The sequence below is a fragment of the Limosilactobacillus sp. C0001E2 genome, assembly GCF_056590915.1.
Window position 1 is genome coordinate 189,287 of the sequence record NZ_JBWPXC010000003.1, and the last position, 20,182, is coordinate 209,468.

The following is a 20,182-nucleotide window of genomic DNA, read 5'->3' on the forward strand; positions in this document are numbered from 1 at the left end:
ATCCCCCTTAAAAGGTTGGTTTAATCTTTAATGCTGCATGTTCGCTAAGGTTAGCATCTGGGTACTTATTATGGAGTGCTTCCAGGAGCATTCGCTTAGCCAGCATACCATTTCGGGTTAAGATTGGTCCGTGGAAGTAGGAGCAGTAAGTGTGCTTATAAATGGCACCTTCGGTATGGTCTTCACCGTTATTACCATGGCCGGATTGGACAATGCCAAGCGGTTTTTCATCTGATCCCAGGAAAGTACGTCCATTATGGTTTTCAAAACCGTGGTACCTTTCACCAGTTTCCTCATTTTTGATTTCAATATCACCAATAAAACGGGTTTGATTTTGCATTGCGGATCGTTGTTGGCTTTGGGTAACGGTGTAATGACTAAGGATCCCTGCTCCCGGGATCTTATCGCCATTGGCATCTACATAGTATTGACCGAGTAATTGAAAGCCACCACAAATCGCGAGGAATGGTTTACCATCGTTAATAAATTTTGCCATCCCAGCTTTTTTTTGTGGAATATCTTTGGAAATTACGGATTGTTCATAATCTTGACCACCACCAAAAACAGCAAGATCAAACTTGGCTGGATCAAAATCATCACCGATGCTGATAATTTCGGAAGTGATGTCAGTGTCCATTTGTTTGCCATAATATTTAAGGGCAATAATGTTACCAATATCGCCATAAGTGTTCATTAGATCACCATAAAAATGGGCAACATGCAGTTGATATTGTGCCATTAGTTCATCCCTCCTTGAATATACTTTCGCTCAGCTAATTCTTTACGTAGTTGAAGCATGGCGGTGTAACTGGAAAGTAAGTAAACGTGCTTCGTGGGCATTTTTTTAATGGCATCAATTACCTTGGTAAGGTCTGGTTCTTCTTGAATATGTTCGATGCCAGCCATCCGCAGACGGGTTGAAATATCTTTGTAGCGTTCTCCTCCAGTAAAGAAGTGGGCAATCCGCGGTACATTAAGTTTTTCAAAGTTACCATCCCAGATCCAGCTAGTATCAATTCCATCCGCGTAGTTGGCGTTTAATAGAAAGCCAAAGCTAAATGGTTCTGGATCAGTGAGGACCATGTCAATAACCTGGTTTAGTCCGACTGGATTCTTCACTAAGACTAGAGTTACTTCTTTCCCATCGACGTTGATAATTTCTTGACGACCAAAAACGTGTTCATCAGCTTGAAAAGCGTTTTGAATCTGTTCAGGGGAGACACCTAAGAAACGACCAAGCGAATAAGCAGCCAGAGCATTGTAAATGTTGTATAAACCACCTACACCAATTTTAAATTGGTGACCATCAATCGAGAATGTTGAATAGTTGGGGGTCATCTGACCTAATTCAGTGACCCGGTACTTTAATTCAGGACGATGAAAACCACAGTGAGGACAGAAGTATTCACCAAGGCTAGCATACGTAATATTATGGAAGTGAAGAATATGTTGACACTTTGGACATAGCAGGCCATCTGTATTTGCAGGGGCTCGCAAATCATCTTGATGGTCATTATCAAATCCATAATAAATAACTGGATTGGGGAGGTCTTTTGTGTTAAAGATCTGTTCATCACCGTTAGCAATAATTGTTGCCTGCGGGGCTAACTTAACTCCCGCCAAAATCTTATCGTAAGTCGTATAGATTTCACCATACCGATCCATTTGGTCCCGAAAAAGGTTGGTCATTACGATGGCAATTGGCTGAATGTGTTTGGTGACCATTCGCACGTTTGCTTCATCTACTTCAAGGACTGCTAGGCCCTTCTTTTTGGCTCGAGGAGCTGTAATGAAGGCCGTCACGATCCCTTGTTCCATGTTAGATCCAGACGGGTTTGTAACGACGTTAGGATACTTTTCGCGGAGTACCCGAACACTGAGTGCGGTGGTTAGAGTTTTACCGTTGGTCCCAGTAATAATTACAAGATCATATTTTTTAGCAAATTCGCTTAAAATATTCGGATCAAGTTTAAGGGTGATTTTACCGGGCAGTGAGCTACCGCCATGAAAAATATTGTGCAAAAAACAGTAGCTGGAGCGACCGGCAAATTCTGCAAACGAGCTTTGAATTGACATTTGAAAGTTATCCTTCCCACTTATTATTTATAACGATTAATTTTAACCGTTCTGATGCGAAAATGAAAGGGAAGCAAATTTCTTTAATGAAAAATAAGCAACATTTTGTGGTACATCCAACAAATTTATCAACGTTAATCAATTCAGACACGATTAAATTGAAACTTGATGGTGTTTAACTAAGTGACAGAGTGTGGGGAATGGATTTACTATTCAAAAACGCCGGGCTTTCCGTTATAATTAAACAGTACTATTGAGATAGAAAAGGTGAATACTGTGGCGCAGTTATTTTTTAAATATGGCGCAATGAATTCTGGAAAGTCGATTGATATTCTTAAAGTTGCTCATAACTATGAGGAACAGGGCAAGCCAGTGGAGTTGTTAACGAGCGGTGTTGATACCCGTTCCGGAAGGGGTATGATCGCGAGCCGGATTGGTTTAAAGCGACGGGTCACGCCAATCATGAATGATACTGACATAGTGGGGCTAGTGAAAGAAAAGCTAACTAAACAAAAGATTTATTGTGTATTAATTGATGAAGCCCAGTTTTTAACTAAACAGCATGTTTTACAGTTAACTAAAATTGTTGATGAACTGAACATTCCCGTGATGGCATTTGGGTTAAAAAATGATTTTCGGAATGAATTATTTGAAGGCTCCAAGTATTTACTAATCTATGCTGATAAAATTGAAGAAATGAAGACGATTTGTTGGTTTTGCCCGCACAAGGCAACGATGAATCTGCGGATCCATAATGGCCAACCAGTCTATGAAGGGGATCAAGTTCAAATTGGTGGTAATGAATCTTACTATCCAGTTTGTCGGAAGCATTATTTCCACCCCGAATTAAATCGTGAACAGGAGAATGACTAATGGAAATGGAAGAAATTTTTGATAAATTACAAGCGGTTGCTGATCGCTATGATGAATTAAATGAATTAATCAGTGATCCAGAAGTCATTGCCGATAGTCAACGTTTTATGAAGTTCTCAAAGGAGGAAGGGAGCTTACGGGAAACCGTTGAAAAGTATCACCAGTATCAAAAGGTCACCCAGACAATTAAAGATGATGAGGAATTACTACGGGATACGAAAGACGATGAGCTCATCGAAATGACCAAAGAAGAGTTGGCTAGTTCAAAAGAAGAACAGGATCAACTAGCTCATGAATTGGAAGTATTACTGATTCCTAAAGATCCAAATGATGACAAAAACATTATCATGGAAATTCGGGGTGCTGCTGGTGGAGACGAAGCCAGCCTCTTTGCCGGTGATCTTTATAATATGTATCTACACTATGCTGAAAAGCAGGGCTGGAATGTCGAAATCGTTGATAAGACGGAAACCGAAGTCGGTGGCTTTAAAGAAATCGTGTTAATGATTTCTGGTGACAAGGTCTACTCAAAATTAAAGTTTGAAAATGGGGCGCACCGGGTACAAAGAATTCCAGTAACGGAATCTGCTGGTCGGGTCCATACTTCTACCGCTACGGTTGGGGTAATGCCTGAAGCTGAAGACGTCCAAATTGACTTGGATCCAAAGGATATTCGGGTAGACGTTTACCGATCATCCGGGGCTGGTGGTCAACACATTAACAAGACATCGTCTGCGGTCCGGATGACTCACCTGCCAACGGGAATTGTTGTGGCAATGCAGGATGAGCGTTCGCAACAACAAAATCGGGCTAAGGCCATGCGAATTTTGAAGGCGCGGGTTTACGATTACTATCAACAAAAAGAGCAAAGCGCTTACGACCAAAAGCGGAAGGATGCCATTGGTACAGGTGATCGTTCAGAACGGATTCGAACCTATAATTATCCACAAAACCGGGTTACCGACCACCGGATTGGTTTAACACTGAATAAGCTGGATAAAATTATGGATGGCGATTTAGACGAAATCATCGAAGCATTGATTATTGCTGACCAGACTAAGAAGTTGGAGCAATTACGGAATGAGTAATTGGACATATTTTCAAGCCCAGCGATGGGCTTCTTCTTTTTTAAAGAAACTAAATAAGGATCCTTATGCGCCTGAATTTGTTTTAAAGATGATTCATGGATGGTCTGATGCAGATTTATTAATGCATAACCGCGAAGTAATGTCGGATGATGAAAAAAAGCGGTATCAGACTGCAATTTTAAGAATCGCCAAGGATGAACCAACGCAGTATGTTGTTGGCAAGGCGCCTTTTTTTGGACGAACTTTTGTGGTAAATCAGGATGTTTTAATTCCAGAAAGTGAAACGGAAGATTTAATTGAATGGGTATTGCAAGAAATGCCTCAAGATCAACCGTTAAGGGTGCTGGACCTGGGAACTGGCAGTGGAGTTATCGGAATTACGCTTTCGTTGGAGTGCCCAAGGTGGCGGGTAACCTTGAGTGACATTTCAGCTGGCGCTTTACGAGTAGCGACGGCTAACCAGCGACTGCACGGTACTAATCTTAGAACGGTCGAGAGTGATTTATTTACTCATTTTCAAGGGGAACGTTTTGATTTAATCGTTACTAACCCGCCATATATTTCGCTGAATGCGACTGAACTGATTGATCGGGCAGTCATTAAGTATGAACCGCCGTTAGCTCTTTTTGCTTCGGAAAACGGTTTAGGATTTTATCACCGGTTATTTGATCAGGTCCAAGATCATTTGACCGAACAGGGAGTTTTATTTGGGGAAACTGGCTTTGATCAAGAAGAATCCATCCAGCGACTCTTTACTAAGATGCAGCCGGGGGCGACAATTGAAACTAAACATGATATTGCCGACCGGATGCGAATGATTAAAGCCTGGGATTTTAATTAAGGAACAAGGGTGATCAACATGGAAACAATAATTTATAATCTCGATCAAATTGATGAAGCTGCCCAAGCTTTACGTTCTGGTCAGCTAGTAGCTTTTCCAACAGAGACGGTTTATGGGTTAGGCGCTGATGCGACAAACGAGGAAGCGGTAAAAAAGGTCTATCAAGCCAAAGGGCGGCCAAGTGATAATCCGCTCATTGTTCATGTGGCCTCAGTTGCGATGGTGGAGAAGTATGCTGCTGAGATTCCAGAAAAAGCCCGTCAATTAATGACGGCTTTTTGGCCTGGTTCGCTAACAATTATTTTGAAAATCAAACCAGGATCATTATCTAAAACCGTTACTGGCGGTCTTTCAACTGTGGCGTTCCGTTTTCCAAAGTGTCAGCCCACTTTAGACTTAATTGAAAAAGCGGGGGTACCAATGGTAGGACCGTCTGCTAATACCTCAGGGAAGCCTAGCCCAACGACTGCCCAACATGTATACCATGACTTACATGGTAAGATTTGCGGAATTTTGGATGATGGTCCAACTAAAGTTGGGGTTGAATCGACGGTTCTTGATATGTCGACTGATCACCCAGTAATTTTACGACCAGGCGCTGTGACTAAAGCGGATATCGAAGGAGTAATCGGTTCGATTGATCTCAACCATCATCATGTCGGTAAGGGTGAGACACCGAAAGCACCTGGTATGAAATATAAGCATTACGCCCCAAACGCGCAGGTTTATATTGTTGATCCCGAAGAAGATTGGGCAAACGTTATGAAATGGGTTGAACAACAGCCATTTGCGGTTGGAGTAATGGCTGAAGATACGATCCTAAAACAATTGACGCTGCCGAAGAATGCGCAAGCATTTTCTTTGGGAAATGGGGTAACAGACGCTAGTGCCCGCTTGTTTGATGGATTGCGCATGTATGATGACGAAAAACAAGTTCAAGCGATTGTGACCCAAGCTTTTCCAGCTCATGATTTAGGACTTGCTTATATGAATCGGTTGAATAAGTCTGCTGGTGGTCAACACTTCCGCGATGAATTTTTAAAATAAATTTTTAAATTAAATGCCGGAAAGGTCTAACAAATGACATGGTTTTTGGTACAATAATTGAGAAACAAAAAGGAGTGTATTAACCATGGGAAAGTTTGAAGTTTTAGACCATCCGCTGATCCAACATAAATTGACGATGATTCGGGACAAAAATGTTGGTACGAAGGTGTTCCGTGAAACGGTCAAGGAATTGGCGACGTTGATGGCATATGAAGTTGCTCGTTCGATGCCACTCAAGGATGTCGAAGTAGAAACCCCAATTGCCAAAACCACTAAAAAAGAATTAGCTGGTAAAAAAGTAGCGATTGTGCCGATTTTACGGGCTGGTTTAGGAATGGTGGATGGCATGACTGAATTAATTCCAGCTGCCAAGATTGGTTTTATCGGGATGTATCGGGATGAAGAAACTTTAAAGCCTCATGAATACTTTGTGAAGTTGCCCAACGACATTACAGAACGCCAATTATTTGTGGTTGACCCAATGTTAGCCACTGGTGGTTCAGCAATTATGGCAATCGAAGCCTTGAAGAAGCGTGGATGTTCCGAAAAGAATATCAAGTTTGCCTGCTTGGTAGCTGCACCAGAGGGTGTTCAAGCTGTTCGTGAAAAGTTCCCTGACGTTGATTTATACACTTGTGGTTTAGATGATCACTTAAATGATGATGGTTACATTGTTCCCGGACTGGGTGATGCTGGGGACCGGCTATTCGGTACGAAGTAAATAAAAAAGCTCTGCATTCAAGCAGAGCTTTTTTATTAAAGAGTGGAGCGATTATATTCGACCATTCGGACGTTACTTGGTAGTGACATGGCCAATTCCGTTACCCCAGCATTACTAGGGAAATTATTTACGATATTAACCCCGAGATAATCTGCGATGGTTCTGATGAAGGCACCATGAGAAACAATTAGTACGTTGCCACCGGTCGGTAATGTTTGGGTAATATGAGCAAGCCCCTTACGAAAGCGAGCGATGACGTCAGGATAGAGTTCTGCTTTATGAGTAGGATCATCATCTTGCATCAGTTGACGGACATATGCGAACCCCTTTTTGGCGATGATATCGTCCTGGCTAATGAAGCCATTGCGTTGGGCGATTCTTTGAAAAACTAAGTCGGCGGGCAGACCCTCAAATGCAGAGAAGAAGACTTCACGGAAAGCAGGGTCAGATTGAATCGGCAGCGCGGCAGAAGATAGCTGCTGGACAATCAGGTCCCGGGTTTGAATGGCACGGTTTAGATCTGATGAAACTACTAAGTTGAAATTAATATCATGCAAGGCTGCTCCGGTAGCAACGGCTTGCTTTTTACCGAGTTCTGTGAGTCCGGAATCAATCCATCCTTGAAGGCGATGAAAAGTATTTAAAAATGTCTGGCCGTGGCGAACCAAGTATAAATGATACTCAGCCATAAAAAAATCAGTCCCTTTTGATGTATTTGATGGGTTTATTTTAAAACAGATTGATTAAAAAAACGATTAGTTTACTAAATTAATGCTGACAGGAAAATGATCCAGCGTAAAATAGCTGTTATAGAAAGAAGCGATTTAATGCTAAAATCACGAGTGAAATGGTCGCGACGCTGCTGGCTAGTATGCTTACTGATTATTGGTGCTGTAGTTAGTATTATTTGGAGCTGTAATAATCAGCGATTTTACCAACGCCCAATTGGTAAAGTAGTGAGTGTACAAGTGACCCATCAACAAAAAACACAAGATCAGTTTAATAATCGAGATCAACAATTTAAGCAACGGGTCACCATGAAAATGATGAACGGTCGTTATCGTGGGCAACGGGTGACAGTCAATAATACATATTCAAAGTCAGGCGGCATGGATCAAAAGTACCGGCGTGGCCAACAGGCTTTTTTAACTCAATTGCGAAGTGACCACGGTCACTTAACTGCTAACGTAACTGGATTAAAGCGTGATACGACGGTCGTTATTTTAACTTGGTTAGTGATTTTATTGTTAATCATTATGATGGGCAAGGTCGGAGTATTTGCGTTATTATCAGCATTGCTTAACGTTGGCTTATTCATCGTGGCAATCCAGATTGACATTGCAACGCAGGCTCAATATATCCTTCCAATTTTTGCAGGATTCTCGTTTTTGATGGCTTTATCAACACTCACATTTGTTTATGGTTGGAATAAACAGACTTTTGCCACGCTGTTAGCTACAATGATGGGTGTTGGTATATCATTAGGAACTTTTTTATTGGTTAGTTCGCTAACCAATGAACGCGGGATTTACTATGAGGCGATGCAGTTTGTTACCCAAAATTACCGATTATTATATTTAGCAGAGATCATGATCGGTTGTTTAGGAGCAGTAATGGATGAATCAAGTGATATTTTAGCCATGATGTTCGAAGTTAAACGACTGGATCCCCAGGTTCCATGGCGTAAACTCTTTGATGTAGGACGGCAAGTCGGTCAAACAGTCATGGGTCCGCTGACTAACATTCTTTTAATGATTTTTCTGTTTTCAACACTGACCAACGCAGTTTTGATGCTGCGTAATGGAAACTCATGGGGTTATACCTTTAGCATGACGATGAGTCTAGGGGTTGCCCAAAGTTTAGTTTCTGGAATTGGCATTGTGGTAACTATCCCAGTGGTCAGTCTAGTGACATCTTTGTTGATCGCAAAGGAGGGTACAAAATGAGTACAATTACTGCACTAGGCCTGATTCTGCTTATCTTAATGATCATTGTCGGTGGTCGACAGGGCTGGATAACGTTTTTAAGCTTGTTTCTGAATTTTTGTTACTTCTATATTGGCTTAGTTTTAGTTGCTCTCCATGTGGCGCCGCTTTGGGTGACACTTGTTTTAGGAACGTTAATTCTTGCAACGACCATTTTTATGGGGACTGAAGATCTTCGAGTCAGTGTCAGTGCTTTTGAAGCAGCATTCATTGTCATGATCATGGTGGTAGGCTTAGTATTATTAACAGAGCACTTTGTTCAAGCTACCGGGTTCAGTCTGGAGAATAGCAATGAATTGGAAGGAATGTCCATTCTGATTGGGATTAATTATGTCAAAGTGGGCGAAATGACAATGATTTTAAGCTGCTTAGGAGCAGTGGCAGAACTCACAATTGCCTTAGCTAGTGGCCTTAGAGAAATTATTACTGGCCAACCATTACTTAAAGCTACTGCTTTGCTAACAAGTGGCTTGCAAATTGGTCAGCATATTATCGGCACAACATTGAATACATTATTACTGGGCTTTCTAGGTAATTTTTTAGCTCTTTTTGTCTGGTTTTGCGGACTTAACTATTCGTTTGGCGCAATTTTTAATAATAAATTACTGGTGACTGAATTAGTAACGGTCTTAATTTCGTTTATCGGGATTATTATTGCAGTTCCAATTACTAGTGGCCTTGTGATTTGGAATTCGCGAAAAGGTGTTGACAAGGACAAGGAAAGTCAGTATGATACAGGCAATGAATAATTATCCTTTAATTAGGTCCAGAGAGGCCTCAAAGGTAGTACGTTTAAATAGGCACGGAGTGGATTGCTTTCCGTGAACGTAAACCCTTGGGTTCTCGAACCTAAGGGTTTATTTTTTGGAAGGAGCGAGTTGCAATGGCAAAACGACGCGACGTAGTTCTGGACGTTGATGAACGGCCAAAAGCAGGGCAATGGTTTGGCTTATCCCTGCAGCACATGTTCTCAATGTTTGGGTCGACCGTGCTGGTACCAATTCTGGTGGGGTTAAATCCCGGAATTGCACTATTTAGTTCAGGGGTGGGGACTCTAATGTACCTGCTGATTACGCGGCATAAAATTCCTGCCTACATGGGATCAAGTTTCTCATTTGTGGTTCCGATGATGGCACTGATGAAGACAACGGGATATCCGGGGATTGCCCAAGGGACGGTTGCAGTAGGTTGTGTCTACTTAATTGTCGCTTTAATTGTTAGTTTCTTCGGCTCAGATTGGATTGACCGGATTTTGCCACCGATTGTTGTTGGACCGGTAGTAATGGTAATTGGTTTGTCGCTTGCCGGTACGGCGGCGAAGGACGCAACGATTAATAATGGACATTATGATATTCGTTTCTTTGCTGTTGCCATGCTTACGATGTTGTTGACGGTAGCATTTAATATGTACTTTAAGGGCTTTTTGGGATTGATCCCAATTTTGATGGGAATTGTTTTTGGCTACGTCATTGCAGTTTTATTTGGAATTGTGGACTTTAGCCCGGTAATGGCGGCACACTGGTTTAGCCTCCCTAAATTCCAAGTACCATTTGTCAACTACGTGCCAAAGTTTTATTGGGGAGCAATTCTTAGTATGGCTCCAATCGCCTTTGTAACAATGACTGAACACCTTGGCCACATTATGGTGTTAAACGAATTAACGGAACGAAACTACTTTAAGAATCCCGGATTGAACCACACTCTCGCCGGTGATGGGACGGCATCCATTATTGCAGGATTTGTTGGTGGACCGCCAGTCACTAGTTATGGTGAAAATATTGGAGTTTTAGCAATTACGAAGGTCCACAGTGTCTACGTTATTGCTGGAGCGGCCCTCTTTGCAGTGTTCTTTAGCTTCGTTGGTAAATTAAGTGCGTTAATTGAATCAATTCCTTCACCAGTAATTGGGGGGATTTCCTTCCTCTTATTCGGGGTCATTGCTTCAAGCGGTCTGCGAGTAATGATTGAAGATCAAATTGATTTTAACAAGAAGCGGAATTTGATGATTTCTTCAGTTATACTAGTGATTGGGATTGGTAATGCTTATCTGAAATTAGGTCAATATCAATTTTCTGGTCTCGCCGTAGCGGCAGTTCTCGGCATTGCCTTGAACTTGATTTTGCCGCAAGAAGCGGCTAGTGAACGAAATGATGAAAAATAGATTAAAACATCTAATAATTTTATCATTTTACATCTTGGTCAAGAGTCAGAATTCATCGGTGGGCCTTTGATATTTAGATTAAAAAATGATATATTTAGGTCTGTAATTTGAGTCTTGTCATTACATTTCTCAACTTTACAGACCTTATTTTATGTTATGAGGAAAAGAGGTGGAATATGAATGGGCGGTGATGCTTATACTTTTAACCTTTTTGGCCTGACATTTAATATCACCAATATGATTTCTGGACTAGTTGTCTGTGTAATCGTCTTTTGCTTATTGTTTGGGTTGTCACGACATATCCAAATGAAGCCAAAGGGTGGTCAAAATGTTCTTGAATGGCTGGTTGAATTTACGAATGGGATTGTGCGCGGCCAGATGAATCGTGACATTAGCGGTGCATACAGCTACTTCATTTTCATTCTGTTTATTTTCATCTTCGTTGCCAACCAATTGGGACTCTTTCTTCAGGTTGGTTGGAACGGTCATGAATTGGTTAAAAGTCCAACGGCCGATCCAGTGATTACCTTGACGTTCTCACTGATGGTGATCGTTCTCTCACACTTTGCTGGAATGGTTCACAATGGTATTAAAGGATACTTTGCTGAATTCGTTTCGCCAAGTGCATTGATGTTGCCAATTAACCTAATTGAAGAAGTAAGTAACTTCTTAACATTGGGTCTCCGGATTTTTGGTAACATTTATGCTGGGGAACTTTTGCTAGGCTTGCTTGGTAAAATGGCTTTCTCGCACGGATGGCCAACAATCATTGTTAGTTTGCCAGTTGAAATGATTTGGCAAGGATTCTCAGTGTTTATTGGTGCAATCCAAGCTTATGTCTTTGTAACATTAACAACGGTTTATATTTCTCGGAAGGTTTCTGGGGATTAGTACTTATATAATTTTAAGGAGGTACTCAAAAATGGGTGCAATTGCTGCTGGTATTGCTGCCGCTTGTGCAGCGCTCGCTACTGGTTACGGAAACGGATTAGTTATTTCTCATACTGTTGATTCAATGGCTCGTCAGCCACAAATGGCAAGTCAGCTCCGGACAACGATGTTTATCGGTGTTGGTTTGATTGAAGGGGTTCCTATTTTGGCAATCGTTGTTGCCTTCTTGGTTATGAACAAGTAGTGACGACAGAAGCGCTTTAAAGAATAGGAAAGGAGGTGTCATGAATGCTAGTTCTGGCTGAATCAAACAGCTTATACATGGGTGATATGTTATTTTACTTAATTTCATTCATTATCTTGGCACTATTAGTTTGGCACTTTGCATGGAAGCCGGTTACCGAAATGATGGAAAAACGGGCGAATAAGATTGCTGATGATATTGATAGTGCCGCCAAAGATCGCAAGGATGCTGCGAAGTTAGCTGCTCAACGGCAAGCTGAATTACAAGGCTCAAAGCAAGAAGCCACCCAAATTGTGGATGAAGCACGGAAAAATGGTGAAAATCTTCGTAACCAAATCGTGGATGAAGCTCATCAAAACGCGCAATCCATTCAAGAACAAGCACAACGTGACGCTGAACAAGCACGTCAAGATGCACTGAATGGCGCAAAGGATGACGTTGCAAACCTATCTCTTGAAATTGCGGCTAAGTTGATTAATAAGCAATTAAATGCGGACGATCAACAACAGTTAATTGATTCTTACATTGAAGGGTTGAGTAAAAAATGAGTCTTGATAAGAAGACGGTTGCTAAGCGGTATGCCAAGGCATTATTTGAATTGGTTGATACTGACGACCAACTTGAACAGACTTATCAAGAACTTGTTGCACTGCGGACTGTTTTCGAGCAGAACGCGGGTCTGCAACGGGCCCTTAGTGGAACCAATTTAAGTCAAGACCAAAAAGTGGCGATGGTTAATGAATTAAAGCAGGGTGCCAGTCAATTGGTAGCTAACTTAATTCAAATGGTCTTCGATTATGGTCGAATGGACGAAATGGTTGCAATTATTGATGAGTTTGAAACACAGTATGACCAAGCACACAAACGGATTCATGCTGATGTCGTCTCTGCCGTGCAACTGGATAAAGAAAGACGTAATAAACTAGCTGAAACATTAGCACATCGTTTAGGTGCCAACAAAGTCGTACTAAATGAAACAGTTAATCCACAAATTATTGGTGGATTGATTGTCAAAGTCGGCAGTCAGACACTTGATGGTAGTCTAAAAACAAAGTTGGAGAAAATGCGTCGGTTACTTGTTAATTAGGTTGTTTTGTACTTGAAGAGGTGAGATTTGTATGAGCATTAAAACTGAGGAAATCAGTTCACTCATCAAGAAGCAACTTGCCAACTACCAAGACACAATCTCCGTTGAAGAAACGGGAACTGTGACTTACGTAGGTGATGGTGTTGCTCGTGCCGACGGGCTTGAAAATGCCATGGCTGGTGAGTTGCTCGAATTTGATAATGGCGTCTACGGGATGGCCCAAAACCTCGAATCGAACAACGTCGGTATCGTTGTTCTAGGTGACTATACAGGAATTCGTGAAGGAGATACAGTCAAGCGGACTGGTCGAATCATGGAAGTCCCTGTTGGCGATGCCTTACTCGGTCGGGTTGTGGATCCTTTAGGACGACCAATTGACGGTCTTGGCGAAATTAAAACCGACAAGACACGTCCAATTGAAAAGAAGGCTCCCGATGTTATGGAACGGAAGAGTGTCTCTGAACCGCTCCAAACCGGGATTAAGGTGATTGATGCATTAGTACCAATCGGTCGTGGTCAACGTGAATTGATTATCGGTGACCGGAAGACTGGTAAGACTTCAATCGCCATTGACACAATTATTAATCAAAAAGATCAAGACATGATTTGTATCTATGTCGCAATTGGTCAAAAGGAATCAACGGTTCGGGCAGCAGTAGAAACTTTACGGCGTTATGGTGCCCTGGATTACACGATTGTTGTATCTGCTTCTGCTTCTAACCCGGCTCCATTGCTATATATTGCGCCATATGCAGGTGCCGCTATGGGTGAAGAGTTCATGTACAATGGTCGGGACGTTTTGATTATCTATGATGATTTATCAAAGCAAGCGGATGCTTACCGTGAACTTTCATTGATTTTACGGCGGCCACCTGGTCGTGAAGCATACCCTGGTGATATTTTCTACACTCACTCACGGTTGCTAGAACGGGCAGCCCGGTTATCAGATGACTTGGGTGGGGGATCAATGACGGCCCTACCAATCATTCAAACGCAAGCCGGTGACGTGTCTGCTTATATTTCAACGAACGTTATTTCCATTACTGATGGTCAAATCTTCTTAAATGCGGATTCATTCTATGCTGGACAACGACCAGCCATTGATGCCGGGGCTTCGGTTTCACGGGTTGGTGGTGATGCCCAAGTTAAGGCGATGAAGAAAGTATCTGGGACCTTACGTTTGGATATTGCTTCCTATAACGAACTGGCTTCGTTTGCCCAATTCGGTTCTGACTTGGATGCTGCTACCCAAGCTAAGCTGGCCCGTGGTGAACGGACGGTTGAAGTCTTGAAACAAGGTTTACACCAGCCACAACCAGTTGAACAACAAGTTGTGACCCTGTATGCCCTTGGCCATGGTTACTTGGATAGTTTACCTGTTGATGATATTCTGCGGTTTGAAAGTGAGTTAGCTAACTTTATGCGTGCTAACCACCAAGACTTGTATGATCAAATTAAGTCAACTGGTAAGTTGCCAGAAGGAGACGCACTGGATCAAGCAATTAGTTCCTTTAAGGACACCTTTGAAACCAGTGATCAAAAGAAGGCAACCGCTACTGGCCAAGATGAAGCACAAGAGGCTGAAGACTAAATACTGACGTTTAAGAAAGGATGGTGAGATTTAGTGCCAGCATCATTAGCTGCAGTTAAGCGTCGGTTGGATTCAACGCGGAGTACGCGTCAGATTACAACCGCAATGCAGATGGTTTCTACGGCAAAGTTGAACCAAGTTCAAAGCCATACCAAGACCTATCAAGTTTATGCTGATGAGGTCAAGGCAATTTTGGCAAGCCTGGTTAAATCTCATATTGCCACTCTAAAAAACAGAGAAAATGCTGAGAAAATAGGGGCTGAAATTGGCTCGCTATTTGATGAGCGCCCGGTAAAAAAGGTCGGTATTTTAGTAATTACATCTGATCGGGGATTGGTGGGGAGTTACAACAGTAACGTCATTAAATCTACCCTCGATACAATGAAAAAGAATGGCCTCACCAAAGATAACACCGTTTTTCTCACGGTTGGAAAAACCGGGACGGAATTCTTCAAAAAACGCGGAATGAATGTTGTCTTTGAGTATACGGGTGTGAGCGACGTGCCCACCTATCGTGAAGTGGAAGGAATTGTAAAAAAGGCTGTTCAAATGTTTGAGGACGGGGTTTATGATCAACTATATATTTCGTATAGCCATTTCGTAAACCGGATGGTCTCGCATGAACGAACCGAATTGTTCCTCCCAATTTCGCAAAAGTCATTAGAGGAACATGAAGATGAACGGGTAAAAGAAAGTGTAACTGCAGATATCGAAGCAGAATACGATCTTGAACCGGGCTTACTACAGATGATTAGTTTGTTAGTTCCCCAATATGCTAACAGTTTAGTATATGGAGCGATTTTGGATGCTAAAACGTCGGAACACGCATCAAGTGCTAACGCTATGAAGTCTGCTTCTGATAATGCTGACGATATTATTGCGACATTACAGTTGCAATATAACCGTGCACGTCAAGCTGCCATTACCACGGAAATAACAGAAATTACTGGTGGAATGACAGCACAAGAATAATTCGTAAATGGGAGGAAATACATGATTACTACTGGTAAAGTTGTCCAAGTTATTGGACCAGTTGTCGATGTTGAATTTCCTGCAGACGAAAAACTCCCTGAGATTAATACTGCTTTAAAGATTCAAGAGGCTGATGATAAGACCTTAACGGTTGAAGTGGCCCTTGAATTAGGTGATGGTGTCGTCCGGACAATTGCGATGGATGGTACTGACGGCTTAAAGCGTGGTATGGACGTTGAAAATACTGGTGCTTCAATTAGTGTGCCAGTTGGTGACGATACTCTCGGACGGGTGTTTAATGTCTTAGGTGAACCAATCGATGGTGGACCAGAATTTGGCGAAGACGCTCAACGGATGCCAATTCACCGGGATGCACCGAAGTATGATGATCTGAACAACGAAACTGAAATTCTGGAAACTGGGATTAAGGTTATTGATTTGTTGGCTCCTTACGTTCGTGGGGGTAAGATTGGACTCTTCGGTGGTGCCGGAGTTGGTAAGACCGTTTTAATTCAGGAATTAATCCATAACATTGCCCAAGGACACAACGGGATTTCAGTTTTCACCGGTGTTGGTGAACGTAGTCGTGAAGGTAACGACATGTACTACGAAATGAAGGGTTCTGGAGTCCTTGACAAGACAGCCATGGTTTATGGTCAGATGAACGAACCACCTGGTGCCCGGATGCGGGTTGCTTTGACTGGTTTAACAATTGCTGAATACTTCCGTGATGTGAAGGGGCAAGATGTTTTGCTGTTCATTGATAACATCTTCCGGTTTACCCAAGCCGGTTCAGAAGTATCTGCTCTACTGGGGCGGATTCCTTCAGCTGTTGGGTATCAACCAACTCTGGCAACAGAAATGGGTCAACTGCAAGAACGGATTACTTCTACTAAGAAGGGGTCCATTACTTCAATTCAAGCGGTTTATGTGCCGGCCGACGATTACACCGACCCAGCACCGGCCACTACGTTTGCCCACTTGGATGCCACTACAAACCTGGAACGTCGGTTAACGCAAATTGGGATTTATCCAGCCGTGGACCCACTAGCATCGACATCAACGGCCTTAACGCCAGAAATCGTTGGTAAGGAACACTATGAAGTAGCAACCGAAGTTCAACACGTCTTGCAACGGTACCGTGAACTTCAAGATATCATCTCAATCCTAGGGATGGATGAATTATCTGATGAAGAAAAAACGATCGTGGCGCGTGCACGACGGATTCAAAACTTCTTATCCCAAAGTTTTAGTGTTGCCGAACAATTTACGGGTACTCCAGGGGCCTATGTACCATTGAAGGAAACCGTAAAGGACTTCAAGGAAATTCTTGAAGGAAAGTATGACGATCTTCCAGAAGAAGCTTTCCGGTTGGTTGGTAATATTGATGACGTCAAGGCAAAAACAAAGAAAATGCAAGAAGACTCAGCAGTTAAAGATTAGGAGGGATGATCATGGCTGATGCAACTTTCCACGTTAGCATTATCACTCCCGATGGTACGGTTTATAACGATGAAACTACTATGTTGATTGTGACAACCGGGACTGGTGAAATGGGATTGATGGCAGATCACCTTCCGCTAATCGCGTCCTTAACGATTGGTGAGTTAACTGTTAAGCATGCGGATACTGGCGACCATGACACTTTTGTTGCGGTGAACGGCGGTTACGTTAAATTTGATGGACAACATGCCGAAGTCATTGCTGATAGTGCCGAATTGCAAAAGAATATTGATGTCAAGCGAGCACAAAATGCGAAAGCAAGGGCTGAAAAGTCCATTCAACACGCTCGTGAGGTCAATGACCCAGATGAATTGTCTCGTGGTCAAGTGCACTTAGCACGGGCAATTAACCGGTTACGAGTATCAAATGAAAATTAAAAAGGTAGCTTGGCACAACGCCAAGCTATTTTTTTAATATAAATTTAAACTTTACGTTGATGATGGGGTGCTCCTTGATGAATATGGTAAGATAAATTGGTTGAGGAGGCATCAAATGCAGTACAACGGAATGCAGTCAGTTTTGACATTGATTTTACAATTAACGTTTACGATTATTACTTTTCGTGCCATTCAGTCGTTTCATTTGGAGACGTTTTTCCGCCATCCACCACAAGGCTTGCCAGCTATGATCGTTCTACTTGCGATTACCATTGGCTATGCTTGTGGCTCGTTTTTTGCGGAGTTCTTTATGGTTCTACATGGATTACTAAATATGGTGCGCTAAAAAGGAGGGGTTGGATGACTAAATTATTGATCCAAGGTCATCATTCATTGCGTGGCGAGGTCGAATTAAGCGGTGATCAACAGACGATTATGGCGATTCAAGCTGCTAGTTTACTATCAACCCACGGCACGGTCATTATTGATAATGTTCCAGCCACCGCGAACGTTGTTGCTATGAATCAATTATTACAATCTTTGAACGTTGTAATTGAGTTTGATCGCCATCAACAAATTTTAAAGATGGATGCAACACGACATATTGAGCCGGTTAAAATTAGTGGTCAAGAACTGTTAGCTACCGGAGCAATTTTAGCTCGCTGTCGGCATGTCCAACTAGTCGATAATGGTGTTAATCCTGAATATCAACAAACGATGATTCGGATTGGTGAATTTCTTTCACAAATGGGTGCCACGATGACGACTGCTAATGAAATGATTGATATTACGGCAGATCATTTAATTGGTCAGAAGATTGATTTACAAAATGATACTTTAACAACCACCCTTACACTAATGATGGCGGCAACCATGGCCCAGGGAATTACGGTTCTGAATAACCCGTATGATCATCCCGCAGTAATCGAATTAGCAAAGGTTCTCAATAAGATGGGGGCCCGGGTTCATGGTGCAGGAACTAGGGTGCTGCGAATCCAAGGAGTAACGTTCTTACATTCGACCGATTATTACGCACTAGATGATCAAGAAGAGGCGAGTGTTTATCTAATCATCGGTGCTCTCACGGCGGGAGATGTGCTTGTCCGTGGTGCCCGGCAGGTACATCTCCAACATTTGATTGATCACTTAGAGCAGATGGGAAATACGGTGATTATTCAGCGGAATGGAATTCGAGTAATCGGTACCAGATTACAACTACCCATTGACATTCAGCCTGAAATCATTCGATTTACTGGATCATATACGCAAATTGCGTTATTGGCTCTTCAAATGGTTGCTCAAGGTACTTCCACAATTTCAAACTTTTCTAAAAGTGAGTTAGATGTTTTAGGATGTGCAGTCGCCGATCAACAGGAGCAATTAAAATATGGTGGACGGCAGCTAGTAATTCATGGACCACTAAAGCAGTATCCAACGGTTGTAACGACAAACTCACCAATTACAGGGCTGTTAGCTTTACTGGATGCGTTAGTTGCAGATCAAGTGACAACGATTAATCCAGCAGAGGTTGCGGGTGGCAGTTTTGTCCATCTAATTGACCGACTTATCGAACTTGGCGCAAAGATTGAATTAAGTTTTGAATAAGTCCGGTTTACCAAGTGTTACTAGCCAACATTGTGAGTAGTGATGTGGTATAATATCAAACGATTTATTTATGATTAAAGGAGAAAATTATGGCAAAAGATATTGGAATTGACCTGGGAACAGCCAATGTTCTAATTTATGTTCAGGGAAAAGGAATTGTCTTGAATGAACCATCTGTGGTAGCAATTGATACAAATACCAACAAGGTGTTGGCAGTTGGATCAGAAGCATATCGGATGGTGGGACGGACGCCAAGTAATATTCGGGCGATTCGGCCATTGAAGAGTGGGGTCATTTCTGATTTTGATGTGACTCAAGAGATGCTTTCCTACTTTATTGGTAAACTGAGTGTTAAAGGGGTAATGTCAAAGCCCAACATTATGATTTGTGCTCCAACCAACATTACCGAAATTGAAAGAAAGGCGATTATTCAAGCGGCCGAACAATCTGGTGGTGGCAAAGTTTATCTTGAATATGAACCAAAAGTTGCGGCGATTGGTGCAGGCCTAGATATCTTTAAGCCAAGCGGTAACATGGTTATTGATATGGGTGGTGGTACCTGTGATATTGCCGTCCTATCATTAGGTGATATTGTAACCAGCCGTTCGATTCGAATGGCGGGGGACAAGTTAAACGCAGATATTGCTAACTACATTAAAGATCACCATGGCTTGATAATTGGTGAACATACCGCTGAACAAATTAAAATTAAGCTTGGGACTGCCCTGAAAGTGGACGACCCAAAGAAGATGGATGTTCGGGGACGTGATGTTACCAGTGGAATGCCACGGCAAATCGAAACGGATGAAAATGAGATTGAAGAAGCCCTTCATGATACTCTTCAACAAATTGTCAAGGCAGCGATTTCTGTTCTTGAAACGGTGCCACCAGAATTAGCTAGTGATATTATCGATCGCGGGATTATGTTGACTGGTGGGACTTCACTATTAAATGGGGTTGACCAACTCTTTAGCGACAATTTAAAGGTTCCAGTGGTGGTTTCTCAAGACCCATTAGACAATGTTGTCAGGGGTGCAGGAGAAATGTTGGAGCGGATGCAAAAGAATGCTAGTGATAGCGGTGCTAAGTCTAGCTGGTTCTCGCGGAAGAAGTAATGATT

Annotated in this window: 22 protein-coding genes; 19 read left to right on the forward strand and 3 right to left on the reverse strand. The window is 42.3% G+C overall.

The window, feature by feature from the left end; genetic code table 11:
* Positions 1-7: 7 nt before the first annotated feature.
* Positions 8-739, reverse strand: coding sequence for a type 1 glutamine amidotransferase (locus AC1EKL_RS04695; protein WP_480190221.1), 732 nt, complete (start codon positions 737-739; stop codon positions 8-10).
* Entirely contained in the window at positions 739-2,076 is a 1,338-nt protein-coding gene (locus AC1EKL_RS04700; RefSeq protein ID WP_480188659.1) for a MurT ligase domain-containing protein, read from the reverse strand. The genes AC1EKL_RS04695 and AC1EKL_RS04700 overlap by 1 nt, the downstream gene beginning before the upstream one ends.
* 276 nt (positions 2,077-2,352) lie before the next feature.
* Here AC1EKL_RS04700 and AC1EKL_RS04705 point away from each other — a divergent pair, with 276 nt between their 5' ends.
* The 5 genes from AC1EKL_RS04705 (at position 2,353) to upp (ending at position 6,646) form a co-directional block, all read left to right on the forward strand.
* Positions 2,353-2,949, forward strand: a complete 597-nt coding sequence (locus AC1EKL_RS04705; RefSeq protein WP_480188660.1) for a thymidine kinase — start codon at positions 2,353-2,355, stop codon at positions 2,947-2,949.
* A 5-nt stretch (positions 2,950-2,954) separates the two neighbouring features.
* A complete protein-coding gene (gene prfA / locus AC1EKL_RS04710; RefSeq protein ID WP_480188744.1) occupies positions 2,955-4,037 on the forward strand; it encodes a peptide chain release factor 1 in 1,083 nt (360 codons plus the stop codon).
* Complete coding sequence (gene prmC / locus AC1EKL_RS04715; protein WP_480188661.1) at positions 4,030-4,878, forward strand: peptide chain release factor N(5)-glutamine methyltransferase; 849 nt, start codon at positions 4,030-4,032, stop codon at positions 4,876-4,878. Before prfA ends, prmC begins: the two co-directional genes overlap by 8 nt.
* An 18-nt stretch (positions 4,879-4,896) precedes the next feature.
* Positions 4,897-5,925: an L-threonylcarbamoyladenylate synthase gene (locus AC1EKL_RS04720; protein ID WP_480188662.1), complete on the forward strand. Its 1,029-nt coding sequence runs from the start codon at positions 4,897-4,899 to the stop codon at positions 5,923-5,925.
* Between the two features lie 85 nt (positions 5,926-6,010).
* The gene (upp, locus tag AC1EKL_RS04725; RefSeq protein ID WP_006916904.1) at positions 6,011-6,646 is read left to right on the forward strand and encodes a uracil phosphoribosyltransferase; all 636 of its coding nucleotides are present in this window, start codon (positions 6,011-6,013) and stop codon (positions 6,644-6,646) included.
* Between the two features lie 35 nt (positions 6,647-6,681).
* Here upp and AC1EKL_RS04730 read toward each other — a convergent pair whose 3' ends face one another.
* Complete coding sequence (locus tag AC1EKL_RS04730; protein WP_480188663.1) at positions 6,682-7,335, reverse strand: histidine phosphatase family protein; 654 nt, start codon at positions 7,333-7,335, stop codon at positions 6,682-6,684.
* A gap of 138 nt (positions 7,336-7,473) precedes the next feature.
* On the opposite strand from AC1EKL_RS04730, the gene AC1EKL_RS04735 reads away from it, so the two are divergent.
* From AC1EKL_RS04735 to mreB, 14 genes are all read left to right on the forward strand, one after another.
* A complete protein-coding gene (locus AC1EKL_RS04735) occupies positions 7,474-8,592 on the forward strand; it encodes a YibE/F family protein (protein ID WP_480188664.1) in 1,119 nt (372 codons plus the stop codon).
* Positions 8,589-9,380, forward strand: a complete 792-nt coding sequence (locus AC1EKL_RS04740) for a YibE/F family protein (protein WP_480188665.1) — start codon at positions 8,589-8,591, stop codon at positions 9,378-9,380. The genes AC1EKL_RS04735 and AC1EKL_RS04740 overlap by 4 nt, the downstream gene beginning before the upstream one ends.
* A 134-nt stretch (positions 9,381-9,514) precedes the next feature.
* Complete coding sequence (locus tag AC1EKL_RS04745) at positions 9,515-10,792, forward strand: uracil-xanthine permease family protein (protein WP_480188666.1); 1,278 nt, start codon at positions 9,515-9,517, stop codon at positions 10,790-10,792.
* Between the two features lie 180 nt (positions 10,793-10,972).
* Positions 10,973-11,683 (forward strand): F0F1 ATP synthase subunit A, encoded by a 711-nt coding sequence (gene atpB / locus AC1EKL_RS04750; RefSeq protein WP_006916897.1) that lies wholly within the window; start codon positions 10,973-10,975, stop codon positions 11,681-11,683.
* 31 nt (positions 11,684-11,714) lie between these two features.
* Positions 11,715-11,927: a F0F1 ATP synthase subunit C gene (gene atpE, locus AC1EKL_RS04755; protein ID WP_480188667.1), complete on the forward strand. Its 213-nt coding sequence runs from the start codon at positions 11,715-11,717 to the stop codon at positions 11,925-11,927.
* Positions 11,928-11,971: 44 nt separating this feature from the next.
* Entirely contained in the window at positions 11,972-12,475 is a 504-nt protein-coding gene (gene atpF, locus AC1EKL_RS04760) for a F0F1 ATP synthase subunit B (protein ID WP_006916895.1), read from the forward strand.
* The gene (gene atpH, locus AC1EKL_RS04765) at positions 12,472-13,014 is read left to right on the forward strand and encodes an ATP synthase F1 subunit delta (protein ID WP_480188668.1); all 543 of its coding nucleotides are present in this window, start codon (positions 12,472-12,474) and stop codon (positions 13,012-13,014) included. The genes atpF and atpH overlap by 4 nt, the downstream gene beginning before the upstream one ends.
* A gap of 31 nt (positions 13,015-13,045) precedes the next feature.
* Positions 13,046-14,605, forward strand: coding sequence for a F0F1 ATP synthase subunit alpha (gene atpA / locus AC1EKL_RS04770; protein WP_480188669.1), 1,560 nt, complete (start codon positions 13,046-13,048; stop codon positions 14,603-14,605).
* Positions 14,606-14,638: 33 nt separating this feature from the next.
* Positions 14,639-15,577 carry a F0F1 ATP synthase subunit gamma gene (locus AC1EKL_RS04775; protein ID WP_006916892.1) on the forward strand — a complete coding sequence of 313 codons (939 nt, stop codon included), beginning with the start codon at positions 14,639-14,641 and terminating at the stop codon, positions 15,575-15,577.
* A 24-nt stretch (positions 15,578-15,601) separates the two neighbouring features.
* Positions 15,602-17,020: a F0F1 ATP synthase subunit beta gene (atpD, locus tag AC1EKL_RS04780; RefSeq protein WP_480190230.1), complete on the forward strand. Its 1,419-nt coding sequence runs from the start codon at positions 15,602-15,604 to the stop codon at positions 17,018-17,020.
* 11 nt (positions 17,021-17,031) lie between these two features.
* Complete coding sequence (locus AC1EKL_RS04785; protein ID WP_480188670.1) at positions 17,032-17,457, forward strand: F0F1 ATP synthase subunit epsilon; 426 nt, start codon at positions 17,032-17,034, stop codon at positions 17,455-17,457.
* A gap of 115 nt (positions 17,458-17,572) precedes the next feature.
* Entirely contained in the window at positions 17,573-17,803 is a 231-nt protein-coding gene (locus AC1EKL_RS04790; protein ID WP_480188671.1) for a DUF1146 family protein, read from the forward strand.
* 14 nt (positions 17,804-17,817) lie between these two features.
* Complete coding sequence (locus AC1EKL_RS04795; RefSeq protein WP_480188672.1) at positions 17,818-19,062, forward strand: hypothetical protein; 1,245 nt, start codon at positions 17,818-17,820, stop codon at positions 19,060-19,062.
* An 89-nt stretch (positions 19,063-19,151) separates the two neighbouring features.
* Positions 19,152-20,177, forward strand: a complete 1,026-nt coding sequence (gene mreB / locus AC1EKL_RS04800) for a rod shape-determining protein MreB (RefSeq protein WP_480190222.1) — start codon at positions 19,152-19,154, stop codon at positions 20,175-20,177.
* Positions 20,178-20,182 lie beyond the last annotated feature (5 nt).